Source organism: Geminocystis sp. GBBB08 (assembly GCF_016743215.1).
Classification (GTDB): Bacteria; Cyanobacteriota; Cyanobacteriia; order Cyanobacteriales; family Cyanobacteriaceae; genus Geminocystis.
This window is the reverse complement of the sequence record NZ_VRZC01000024.1, coordinates 1-12,895: the sequence shown is the minus strand read 5'-3', so window position 1 is coordinate 12,895 and position 12,895 is coordinate 1. Positions and strand designations below refer to the sequence as shown.

The following is a 12,895-nucleotide window of genomic DNA, read 5'->3' as shown; positions in this document are numbered from 1 at the left end:
ACCTGAGTTCGACATAAAATTATCGGTGAAGATGAGACTAGAGGACTAGGGGACTATTCGACTAGGAGAGAATAGACTTAAACATTATTAAAATTCATTTTCGACAATTATTTACTAAACTTAATTCTTTTAGGTGGGTAAAATTTCGTCAACTAAGACTCTTAAACCCTTATTTTTAAAGGTTTCTGACATCTAACTGAGGTATTTAGGAGGGTGGTTTGCTTCCCGTGAAAATTAATTTACTTAAAATCATGAAAATTAATCCAAGATGCCATCGATTAATTTTTTCCTCATATTCCGGTTAAAGTAAATGGTCGTTAATCTTCTAAACTTTTACGAAAAACTAATTTATCATCTTCAAAGGTAACTATCACTTTATCTCCTTGAGCGAAAGTTGTTTCTAAAATTTTAGTTGCCAATGGATTTTCTAATTCCCTTTGTATAGCTCGTTTTAAAGGTCTTGCTCCATAAGTCGGATCGTAACCTACCTCCACTATATAATCTTGTGCCTCTGGGGTTAATTCGATGGTAATATTTTGTTCAGCTAGTAATTTTTCTAAACGAATCAATTGTAAACTGACAATCTCTCGTAACTCCTCTTTCTTCAATCCATGAAAGATGATTAAGTCATCAATGCGGTTCAGAAATTCTGGACGAAAATGCTTATTTAAAGCGACTAAAACTTTATCTCGCATCGCTTCATAATTTTTATGATCCCCTGCTAACTTCAAAATATACTCACCACCAATATTAGAAGTCATGACAATAATAGTATTACGAAAATCCACCATACGCCCTTGACTATCGGTAATTCTGCCATCATCTAACACTTGTAAAAGAATATTAAATACATCTCGATGGGCTTTTTCTACTTCATCAAGTAAAACAACAGAATAAGGGCGACGGCGTATCGCTTCGGATAATTGTCCTCCTTCTTCATAACCCACATAACCCGGAGGGGCACCAATTAACCTTGATACTGCGTGTTTTTCCATATATTCAGACATATCTATTCTTACCATGGCTTCTTCTGAGTCGAATAAAAAAGCGGCTAAAGCTCTTGCTAATTCTGTTTTTCCCACCCCCGTAGGCCCCATAAATAGGAATGAACCGATAGGACGATTGGGATCTTTCATTCCGGCTCTAGCCCTTCTTATAGCGGCAGAAACGATGGCTACAGCTTGATTTTGTCCGATAATTCGATCATGTAAATGGGATTCTAATTCGAGTAATTTTTGGCGCTCGGTTTCTAAAAGACGATTAACGGGAATACCTGTCCATCCGGCCACAATTTCGGCTATATCTGACTCGGTAACATCTTCTCGAAGCATGGCATTTTCCTGAGATTGAATTTCGAGCAGTTTTACTTCTTTACTCTCAATATCATGCTGTAAAGTTTCTAATTTGCCATATTTTAACTGGGCGGCGGTGTTTAAATCATAAGCTCTTTCTGCTTGTTCAACTTGTAATCTTAGCTCTTTTTCTTCTTCTTTCAAAGTGTGAATTTCATCTAGTAATTCTTTTTCAATTAACCATTGAGATGATAATTCTCTTTGTTTTATCTGTAAATCATCAATTTCTGTAGTAATGCGATCAAGATTATCTTGGGCAGATTTATCATTTTTTTCCTCTCCTTGTAATGATAATTGTTCCATTTGCAACTGCATTAAACGTCGATCAAGTATTTCTAATTCTACGGGTTTCGAGGTGATTTCCATTTTCAATTTAGCTGCCGCCTCATCCACTAAATCAATGGCTTTGTCAGGAAGAAAACGCCCCGTAATATAGCGATGAGATAAAGTTGCTGCGGCAATTAATGCTGAATCGGTAATTTTTACCCCGTGATGTACTTCATAACGTTCTTTTAATCCCCTTAGAATCGATATGGTATCTTCAACGCTAGGTTGTTTGATATACACTTGTTGAAAACGTCTTTCAAGAGCAGGATCTTTTTCGATATGTTTACGATATTCATCAAGGGTACTAGCACCGATACAACGTAATTCTCCCCTTGCTAATAAAGGTTTTAAGAGATTACTCGCATCCATGGCACCTCCTTCCTTTGAACCTGCACCGACAACAGTATGTAACTCATCGATAAAGAGAATTATTTGTCCATCGGAGTTAATAACCTCTTTTAATACTGAGCGTAATCTTTCTTCAAATTGTCCCCTATATTTCGCACCGGCGATCAAACTACCCATATCAAGGGAGATTAATTGACGATTTTTCAATGATTCTGGTACGTCTCCATTAACGATTCTTTGAGCTAGTCCTTCGGCGATCGCTGTTTTACCTACTCCGGGTTCACCAATCAAGACAGGGTTATTTTTGGAGCGTCTTGATAAAACTTGAATAACACGTCTAACCTCATCATCCCGACCGATAACTGGATCGAGTTTACCAGCTTTAGCTTCTTCTGTCAAATCTCGTCCAAATTTAGTTAAAGGAGGCTCTTTTTCAGTGGTTTCTTGAGGTTCGCTAGTTTCGGTGTCTTCTTTCTCAATTTTAGTCTTAAAATCTTTTACTTTGATTTGAAAATCTTGAGCATCAATATTGAAACCTTTAAGAGTTTTTTTGCCAATACGTTGATCTTCAGAAAAGGCAACTAATATATGAGAAATACCAATAAATTCATCTTGCCAACTTTCTCGACAAGTTTCTGCCCTATCTAACATTAAATCTAAACTACGACCTAAGTATAATTGTGACACACTAAACATTCTTGGTTGACGAGTGGCAAATGTCTGTAATTGCTTATTTAAAATAGTTATATCAATATTGGCTTGACTAAAAATTTTTGTGGCGATGGTATTTTCTTCTAATAAAGCTAGTATTAAATGTTCTACTTCTAAATTTTGATTTTTTAACTCACGACAAATATCCTGCGATCGCACTATGGCATCCCAAGCAATTTCAGTAAACTTATTCGGATCAGTTGGCTGCATCTTATATCATTGATAGGTTATCTGAGATCAATTATTACTTAGATTTTGCACCCTTTACAAAAAAACTGTAGAAACACGGATAGAGTAATAAATTGATGAAAAAACGAAGAGAAAATCTTAATAAAGATTCTGCTCTAGTTCTATTATTAGACTACAATTGCGATAGAATTCACACTAACTAAACGGGAGTTGGATAACTAAATTATGTCAACATTAAACTTTGTCATTGGTACGCTAGAGAAAAGTGATACAAAACTGGTTATTAACAACAAAACGTCTTGGAATATTGGAATTTCATTTATTGAAGCATTTATGGTCGTTTTAGGTATTTATACACTGACGGAAAACATCTTTGGAAATGGTTTTTCAAAAGTAGTTGGTGTTGTTTTAATTAGTCTCGGTTTTTTTGTTGCAAGTCGTCCTCATTTAGAAGAATTAATCTTCGATAAAATTAAGCAAGAGATGATTGTTGTTGAACGTCAATGGTTTAGAGTAGTTACACGAAGGTTGCAAATTTCATTTAGTAGTATTATAGGACTCAACGTTAAGGCTGAGTATAGCGAAACAGTTTGGTTACATACTTTTTGGTTAGATTTAGGTGATGGAAATTACTTGGCGATTGGTAAAACTTCCGAGGAGAAAGTACATGAAGTAATTAATGCAATCTCTTCCATTCTGAATTTTGACGAAAGCCAAGTGAGGCAATGGGGTAAAAGCGAAGCCTAATGGATAATAACCTAGTCAATCTCACAAAATTTATCCACTTTTGTCAAAATAATATCACTGGACAAGAAAGAAAAGAAGCCCAAATTTTCCTAGATCGATTTTTTCAGGCTTTTGGTTATAATAGTGCATTAGAAGCAGGTGCAAAATATGAAGAAGCGATAAAAAAAGATAGTCTCAAAAAAAATAGTGGTTTTGCCGATTTAGTCTGGAAGCCTAAGTTATTAATTGAGATGAAAAAACGAGGAGAAGACTTATCTAAACATTATGCCCAAGCCTTTGAATATTGGTCAAGACTTGTACCAGATCGACCTCGCTATGTGATATTATGTAACTTTGATCAATTTTGGATTTTTGATTTTGACTTACAATTAGATGAACCTGTAGATATAGTTAAGATAGAAGACTTATCCCACCGACAATCTGCCTTTAACTTCATGATGAGGAGTGAGGTAAAATCCATCTTCAAAAACAATCAAGTTGAGGTTACCGAAAAAGCCGGAAGACGACTAGGGGAATTATTCCAAATCCTGCAAAATCGCCTCAATTCCGTGCATCAGGCTAGAAGCCTGACAGCTTCTAACACCCTCAAAATTCAACGCTTTATTTTGCAATGCGTCTTAGCAATGTTTGCAGAAGATAGAGGTTTATTGCCCAATAACCTGTTTATCCGTTGTGTAGAAGAATGCCTCGAAGGTGGTAGTAATTACGATATTTTAGGCGGTTTATTCTGTGAAATGAATAATAAGGGAGTTACTCCGGCGGAAAAATATCAAGGAGTAGAATACTTTAACGGCGGTTTATTCGCTACGGTGGAAGCTATAGAGTTTTCAAAAACTGAAATTGAAATACTGGTAACCATGTTGAAGAACAACATGAGTAAAATACGTGTCATTATTTTTTGGTATAATTTTTGAAGGCACAGTCAACGCCAAAGAGAGACATAGTTACGGAATGCACTACACATCGGAGGCGGATATTATGAAAATTGTGCGCCCAACTATTAGTAAGTATTGGGAAGAATTAATCGACAGTGCAAATACTCTCAAAGAATTAACTAATTTGCAACTTAAATTACAGGAATATAAAGTATTAGATCCTGCCTGTGGTAGTGGTAATTTTCTCTATATTGCCTATCAAGAATTAAAGAGAATTGAGCAATTATTGTTAGACAAAATTAAGAGTAAAAATAAGGGTAAAAATCAACAAATTAATATCAGTTTTGTGACTCCAAATCAGTTTTATGGCATGGATGTTAACCCCTTTGCAGTAGAGTTAGCAAAAGTTACCTTAATGATAGCTAGAAAAGTGGCGATCGACAAGTTTAATTTAAGCGAACCGGCGTTACCATTAGATAGTTTAGATGAGAATATTATTTGTACCGATGCTTTATTTACAGAATGGATAAAAGCCGATGCAATTATTGGAAACCCACCCTTTTTAGGAGGAAAACACATGAGATTAAATTTAGGGGATGATTATGTAGAGAAAATATTTACTCAATTTAAAGATGTGAAAGATTCTGTTGACTTTTGCAGTTATTGGTTTAGAATTGCTCACGATAATTTAGAAAAAAATGATAGAGTAGGATTAGTAGCTACTAATTCTATTTCTCAAGGAAAAAGTCGCAAAGCATCCCTAGATTATATTATGCAAAATAAAGGCTATATTCATGAGGCAATTTCTACTCAAGAATGGTCTGGAGAGGCAGCGGTTCATGTTAGCATTGTTAACTGGTGTAAAACTATTCCTGATAGGTATATCTTAGATAATCATTCGGTAAAAAGCATTAATTCTTCTCTCACTTCGGAAATAGATGTGACTATTGCTCAAAAATTAAAAATGAATAAAAATCTTTGTTTTCAAGGAGTTTTACCGGTAGGAAAAGGATTTATTATTACCGAAAAACAAGCCCAAGAATTTATTGATAAAGATAGTAAAAATAAAGAAGTAATTAAACTATTTTCCATGGGAGATAATTTAGCTAGTAATCCTCATGGAAAACCAGATAGATGGATTATTGACTTTAATGATTTTAGTCTTGAATCTGCTAGTGATTATAAGTTACCTTTTCAATATATTCAAGAAAATGTTAAGCCAGAAAGGTTGAATAATAGAGCAAAAAGAGCGAGAGAAATTTGGTGGCAATTATTCGCACCTCGCCCTAATTTAAGAGAAGCAATTAAAAATTTATCAATTTGTTTTGCTGTGCCGAGAGTATCTAAATGGTTTATATTTATTCCTTTTAAAACTGAATGGTTAGCTGGTGATTTAAACTGCATTGTTGCCTCTGATGATTTTTATATTTTAGGTATTTTAACCTCAAAAATTCATCGAATTTGGGTAAAAGCTCAAAGTTCAACTTTAGGAGAAACTTTACGTTATACTAATACAACTTGTTTTGAAACTTTCCCTTTTCCAACTCTTTTCCCCGCCTCCAATTCTGGAGGAGTAATAGGTAACAAGGAGTTTAAACCCTTTGCCATTATTGAGGATTTAGAGGGATCAAAAATTGTGCAACAAATAAGAGATAAAATGACAGAATTACACAATTATAGAACTGAACAAATGGAGACAAAACAATGGGGAATTACCCAGTTATATAATGCTTTTTTTCACGAGCCTAGTGGTAAATTATATCAACTTCATCAACAGTTAGATAAGCTAGTAATCAAAGCCTATAATTTTGATGAAAATGAGGATATATTAGAGCAATTATTAAACTTAAATAATGCTATTTCTGAAACAGAAAATTAAAATTTTTACACTGGTATTTCCTTTGTTCAGTAATTCGTATTATTTACAAAGAATTAATTATTCGTTTAATTCCAAGAAAAATAGCAGCTCAAGAATTAACAAAAAACTTTGTTTTAATATTTTTATTTTCCCATGATACAACCACTAATTATTAATTTGATCACAATCTGTGCTTTATCTTTAGAAATTATTAGCTCGATTCCTACTAAAGCTAAGGCTTTAACTTTAGCATATGATGAAACTACTTGCAATGTTTCAGATGTAAGTAATTCGATCGCCTGTGAGGGTGCATATAAAATTGAAAATATGAATGAGAATCAAGATAGTTTATTTATCTTTAACTTGAAGTGGAATAAATTAGCTTTTAGTGACTTAATTGTTACAAAAAATATTACTGGCGTTAGAGGAAACTGGTATTTAACACAAATAAACCCAGCTAAATTTCATTATATGTTAGTAATTACAGCAAATAATTTTTTTAGTGCCTATTTATTAAGTGATACTGATTTATTAGACAATGCCATAGGGGGGATATGGAATAGTTGTGGGCTTCAAAAACTAGATGAATGCTTACACATGGGCAATAAATTACAACCCTCTGATTTTATTATTTATACTTCACCAAAAAAATGATTGTTAACAATCTTATGATAATGCTTCCTTCTTGGTTAATAATTGGTGCGATCGCCTTTTTGGTAAGTTTATTAATTAATCGTATTCCTACCGATGATTTACGATGGTTTTTTCGGTTACGCCGCCCAGATTGGCTAACTTTTGAATTTGCTATTCCCTTTATTTGGATTTTTATTTTTGTCTCCCTAATTTTATCTGCCAGTATCATTTGGGATACAGATATTAATATTATTAAAAAAGCTATTTTAATGACTTTGTATTTAGGTTTAGAAGTAGCTATTTTAGCTTATACAAGAGTTATGTGTGCAATGCGTAGTTTGATGATAGGAGTCTTAATCGGAGGCGGTGGATTTTTACTAGGTTTATTCTTAGCTGTGCTAGTATTTTTTACCAATAAATCAGCATTATATTTATTAATCCCTTATCTTTTATGGAGTCCTATTGGTACTTATGTTACTTGGGCAATGATACCTTTAAATCGTGATTTTATCTAGTCTTAAAAATTTTAATAATTAAATTATTTTACTATTATTTTATAGAAAGTTTAATAATATTTAAAGTAAATTTTATCTTCTAATTAATTGTTAATTATCAGTTTTGCATAGTCTATTGCTATTATGCGCTAAAATAAGTATAATTGCCTTTTAAAATGTCTTCACACCCATGAACTCTAATCTCGATTTTCTCAATCATCTTAACCTCTGTCAACGTCAATCCGTAGAACATTTTTGCGGACCTTTATTAGTGGTAGCTGGTGCTGGTTCAGGAAAAACAAGGGCTTTAACCTATCGTATTGCTAATTTAATTTTAACCTATAAAATCGCTCCAGAGAATATTTTAGCCGTTACTTTTACGAATAAAGCTGCACGAGAAATGAAGGAAAGAATTGAAACTATTTTTGCTCAAAAAATTGCAGAAGAAAAACATGGGCAAAGATTTGATTTATTATCAGAATTAGAGCAGAAAAAAATAAAATCTAAAGTTTATCGCAATACTATTAAACCTCTTTGGGTGGGAACTTTTCATAGTTTATGTGTAAGAATTTTACGCTATGATATAAATAAATATCAGGATGAAAAAGGACGAGTTTGGCAACGAAATTTTACTATATTAGATGAGTCAGATGTTCAAAGTTTATTTAAGCAAATTATTACTAAAAAGCTGAATCTTGATGATAAAAAATTTGAGCCACGAAAAATGCGTTATGCTGTGAGTAATATAAAAAATTTGGGTATTTCTCCTCAAAAATATGCCCAACAAAATCAAGATTATAAAGGCAGGGTTATCGCTGAAATTTATGAAGAGTATCAAAGTCAATTAGCCGCTAACAATGCCTTAGATTTTGATGATTTATTATTAATTCCCGTGCGAATTTTTCAACAAAATGAATCAGTTTTAGGTTATTGGCATCAACAATTTAAACATATTTTAGTGGACGAATATCAAGATACTAACCAAATTCAATACGAATTAATTAGACTTTTATCAACTAATAATGAACCGAATAAACAAGAATGGAATTGGGAAAATAGATCAGTTTTTGTCGTAGGTGATGCAGATCAATCTATCTATTCTTTTCGCATGGCAGATTTTACTATTTTGTTGAATTTTCAAGAAGATTTCGGAGACAATTTACCCGATGATAAAACTCAAACAATGGTGAAATTAGAAGAAAATTATCGCTCCCGAGAAAATATATTACAAGTTGCTAATCATTTAATTGAAAAGAATACTCAACGCATTGATAAAATATTAAAAGCAACTCGTGGTGAAGGAGAAACAATATATACTTATCGGGCAGATAATGAAAGAGAAGAAGCAGGTTTTGTTTGTCGAAAAATCATGCAATTAGTAGAAGAAAATCCTGAATTAAATTGGGGTGACTTTGCTATTTTATATCGTATAAATGCCCAATCTCGTGCTTTTGAAGATGAGTTAATTAATAAAAATATTCCTTATAATATTGTTGGAGGTTTAAAGTTTTATGAACGAAAAGAAATTAAAGATGCCTTAGCCTATTTACGCTTAATAATTAACCCCGCTGATACTGTTAGTTTATTGAGGGTAATTAATACTCCCCGTCGAGGTATTGGTAAAACTACTATTGATAATTTATTAACTGCTTCTCAAGAATTAAATATTCCTTTATGGGAAATTATTAATGATGAAACTTCAGTTAATACTATTGCAGGAAAAGCCGCTAAAAAAGTTAACCAATTTGCTCAAATGATTTCCGATTGTCAAAGTAACATTAAAGAAAAATCAGCGGCTGAAATTTTAAATCAAATTCTCAATACGTCTGGTTATTTAGAAGACTTAAAACAACAAAGCACAGATGAAGCGGAAAATCGGGAAGAAAATCTCAATGAGTTGCTAAATGCTATGCTTCAGTTTCAAGAAGATAATGAAGATTCAAGTTTAGAAAGTTTCTTGAGTAGTGCCGCTTTAGCCTCAGATTTAGATAACCTTAAAGAAGGAGAAAAGGCAGTTTCGTTAATGACTTTACACTCAGCCAAAGGTTTAGAATTTCCCGTAGTTTTTTTGGTAGGTTTTGAACAAGGTTTATTACCCCATAATCGTAGTTTACGAGATCCCATGGATTTAGAGGAAGAAAGACGTTTATGCTATGTTGGTATCACAAGAGCAAAAGAACAATTATTCATCACCTACGCCAGAGAAAGATATTCTTGGGGAAATGTCGATTATTGTACACCTTCTCAGTTTTTGGAAGAATTACCCCAAGATTTAATTACCAGTAATTTACGCTCTCGTCAATCGATTTCTAAAAAAGCAAAAGAAGAGTCAGAATCACCCTCTCAATCCCATGATTGGAAAGAAGGAGATCAATTACATCATCCCACTTTTGGGGCAGGAATTGTTACTCATTTGTTAGGATTAGGAAAAAAGAATACTTTAGTTGTTCAATTTGAAGTTGGCAGAAAAATTATTAATCCTAACCATACAAAATTAGAAAAAATTTAAACTTCATCGATTTTTGACACTCACAAATTTTGTTGGGTTTCACTGATTCAACCGGTTTTATAGCAATCCTAAATCATTCGTGAAGAATTAAAGATTAAAGTTTTTTCTGTTTGTTGAGACAAAAATTACTACTAAAATTAAACTATCTTATCTGAGAATTATTGTAATTATTTATGAAACAGAAAACTTTTTCCAAACCCGTCAAAAAGAAAGAAATTAACTCTCCTCATCAACAAACAAAATTTATCGCTTCAGAAAGTTACACAGAAAACGATTCACCAGATTTAATTTATGGTTGTCATCCTGTGTTAGCGGCACTAGAAAATAATCATCAATTAAACCGTCTTTATCTTATCGGTAAATTACTTTCTGATCCCCGTTTTGAAAAATTATTACCCCAAGTTAAAGCTAATGGGACAGTTATTGATGTAGTTGACAATAATCGTCTTAATCAAATTACTAATTTTGCCAATCATCAAGGGGTTGTTGCTACTGTAGCTCCTTATGAATATTTAGAGTTATCTGAATTAATCACTCAAGCTAAAGCCAACAGTAATAATCCAGTAATCATTATAGCAGACGGGATCAATGATCCCCATAATTTAGGGGCAATTATTCGTACGGCAGAGGCTTTAGGTATGCAAGGATTAATTATACCTCAACGTAGATCTGTAGGAGTTACTTCCACAGTCAAAAAAGTTGCTGCTGGAGCATTAGAATATTTCTCCGTAGCTAGAGTCGTTAATTTACAAAATGCGATGGCAGAATTAAAAGAAGCAGGTTTTTGGATTTATGGCACAGTAGCGACAGAGGGTAATGTTTTACACAAAATAAAGTTAGAAGGTGCGATAGGATTAGTGATAGGTTCAGAGGAAAAAGGAATTAGTCAATCAACGGCCAAATCCTGTGACTTCTTGGTATCAATTCCTCTCACAGGAAAAACTCCTAGTCTTAATGCTTCAGTAGCTACGGCAATTTGTCTTTATGAAGTATTTCGTCAGCAATTAATAGCACAATCTGAATAAAAAATATTGGGTAAATCTCCTCTTGTCAATTTATATGATCAAAAACTAGAGTAAGAATAAATAAATATCAAGAGGTAAAAAATATTACATCATTAGATTTCATTTAATAGAATCATAAGCTATCATTCAAAAAAAAAGAAATAATCAAATTGTAGGAAAATCACATGAAAGAATTATTAATTAGAATTTTAGATTTATTTGGACTTGCTTGTTGGTTAGAAATTACCACAGAAAACCCTAGATGTACTTACTATTTTGGGCCTTTTCTAACCCCAAAAGAAGCTCTACAAGAGCAACATGGCTATATTGAAGATTTAACAGAAGAAGGTGCTAAAAGTATTGTTGTGAGGATGAGGCGGTGTAAACCCAGAATTTTAACTATTTTTGATGAGTTAGGGGAGTCTAAAAGTTTTTTAGGAATTTTAAATATCTCTACTCAAGTATCTTAAAAGTGTCAAAAGAGTTACATCTGTTATATTTCTCGTTAAACACAAACACCCATAGAAATTAACAGGTGAGTGTCAAAGCCGATTAAACTTGTTTTTTTACTTCTTTAAGATTCCGAATATCTCCTTGATAGCCAAAGGCATTTAAAATCCTTGCGGCTTCATCATAAGTGACGGGTTTTTGCGGTTGAAAAAGGGTTATATAACTAAATCCTCGTCTAACATTAGAATCTTCCCCGTTTTGCCAATCTATATATAATTGTCGCCATGCTTGGGGTTTAATTTTGGCTGCATCTTGAAAACCCCATGTTTCTTTAATGGTATCAAGAGTGGCGTTAGGTAATTTTTGCCGAAAATCTAAAGGCACTTTCCAAGAAATTAAATCTTCTCTGGTTAAGGGTTTATCAGGTTGAAATGTTATCGCATTGTTATCTTGAGTTAATGAAGATGGAATTAAACCTGCTTCAGCTAAACCTTGAATAATAGGAAAATCAGGATCATTTTCGGGAATATCAGTGAAAATTGGCTTACTCTCTGGATTGGCAAGACGAATTAACTTACTATTGACATCAGCGTAGATAAGATTATTAATTTTAACTAACCAACGGGCATATTCTCGGCGGGTAATAATTTGATGAGGTTTTAATTTTTCAGTGGTGGAACTAATTTCTAATCTTACTAATTCATCAAGGTTGGAAGAAGATTCATTAATATTAATTGTTGTCGAAGGTAGAGGATTTGTATTTTCAGGATTTAAAGGAGTTGTCGAAATAATATTTTTGTCAGTAGTCTCATAAGTGAGAGTAAATTCTGTTTGCCCATTACTAGGGATGAGAGAAAGTTTTAAAGATTGATTTTGATCAGGTTTTGAAGCTATAATTAAGTTCTCTTCAGACTGGGAAATTGTCCATTTTTTAGCAGTCAATTCTTGCTTATAATATTCTGTAATTAAGTTTAAAGGATCATCAGATGTCCAAATCGTTTGTTTCCCATCTACTGTAATTAATTTTGCTTGGCTATAAATTGGTATATCGGAAGGAAAATCGTCAGGTAACTTTACTGAATTCTTCTCCGTATCAGGAATCTTAACAGGATTTTGTGTTTGAGCATTAATATTAGTGGAAGAATTTGTATCGGATTTTAGTTGAGGATTCGGTGCAAAACGAGATTCTAAGGCTTGATTACCACTACAACCAGTAAGCAAAACTATTAAAACTGAAAATAAAATATAGCGAAATAAAATCATCTAAATTTGTTTGAAATTATGATATTTTCATCTTAACAATTTTTATAATGTCTAAATTTTGTGTTCTTAGCTTGTAAAAAAGAAAAAAGTTTAATTGGTTGTCATATTTGACTAAATTATGTTATTATGTAATAG

8 protein-coding genes and 1 pseudogene are annotated in these 12,895 nt (G+C 32.8%); 7 read left to right on the top strand and 2 right to left on the bottom strand.

What is annotated here, in order from left to right; translation table 11 throughout:
• Positions 1–317 precede the first annotated feature (317 nt).
• The gene (gene clpB / locus FWJ34_RS05010) at positions 318–2,948 is read right to left on the bottom strand and encodes an ATP-dependent chaperone ClpB (RefSeq protein WP_308254227.1); all 2,631 of its coding nucleotides are present in this window, start codon (positions 2,946–2,948) and stop codon (positions 318–320) included.
• A gap of 204 nt (positions 2,949–3,152) precedes the next feature.
• On the opposite strand from clpB, the gene FWJ34_RS05005 reads away from it, so the two are divergent.
• From FWJ34_RS05005 to FWJ34_RS04975, 7 genes and pseudogenes are all read left to right on the top strand, one after another.
• Entirely contained in the window at positions 3,153–3,674 is a 522-nt protein-coding gene (locus FWJ34_RS05005; protein ID WP_308254226.1) for a hypothetical protein, read from the top strand.
• A pseudogene (locus FWJ34_RS05000) lies at positions 3,674–6,428 on the top strand (DNA methyltransferase). Before FWJ34_RS05005 ends, FWJ34_RS05000 begins: the two are co-directional and overlap by 1 nt.
• 132 nt (positions 6,429–6,560) lie before the next feature.
• Positions 6,561–7,061, top strand: a complete 501-nt coding sequence (locus FWJ34_RS04995) for a hypothetical protein (RefSeq protein ID WP_308254225.1) — start codon at positions 6,561–6,563, stop codon at positions 7,059–7,061.
• A gap of 20 nt (positions 7,062–7,081) precedes the next feature.
• A complete protein-coding gene (locus FWJ34_RS04990) occupies positions 7,082–7,555 on the top strand; it encodes a tryptophan-rich sensory protein (protein ID WP_308254224.1) in 474 nt (157 codons plus the stop codon).
• 169 nt (positions 7,556–7,724) lie between these two features.
• Positions 7,725–10,043, top strand: coding sequence for a DNA helicase PcrA (pcrA, locus tag FWJ34_RS04985; protein WP_308254223.1), 2,319 nt, complete (start codon positions 7,725–7,727; stop codon positions 10,041–10,043).
• 173 nt (positions 10,044–10,216) lie between these two features.
• On the top strand, positions 10,217–11,068 hold the full coding sequence (gene rlmB, locus FWJ34_RS04980) for a 23S rRNA (guanosine(2251)-2'-O)-methyltransferase RlmB (RefSeq protein WP_308254222.1): 852 nt from the start codon (positions 10,217–10,219) through the stop codon (positions 11,066–11,068).
• A 164-nt stretch (positions 11,069–11,232) separates the two neighbouring features.
• Positions 11,233–11,517: a DUF1816 domain-containing protein gene (locus FWJ34_RS04975; protein WP_308254221.1), complete on the top strand. Its 285-nt coding sequence runs from the start codon at positions 11,233–11,235 to the stop codon at positions 11,515–11,517.
• Positions 11,518–11,599: 82 nt separating this feature from the next.
• On the opposite strand, the gene FWJ34_RS04970 is transcribed toward FWJ34_RS04975, so the two are convergent.
• Positions 11,600–12,760 (bottom strand): S-layer homology domain-containing protein, encoded by a 1,161-nt coding sequence (locus tag FWJ34_RS04970; RefSeq protein ID WP_308254220.1) that lies wholly within the window; start codon positions 12,758–12,760, stop codon positions 11,600–11,602.
• Positions 12,761–12,895: the final 135 nt, after the last annotated feature.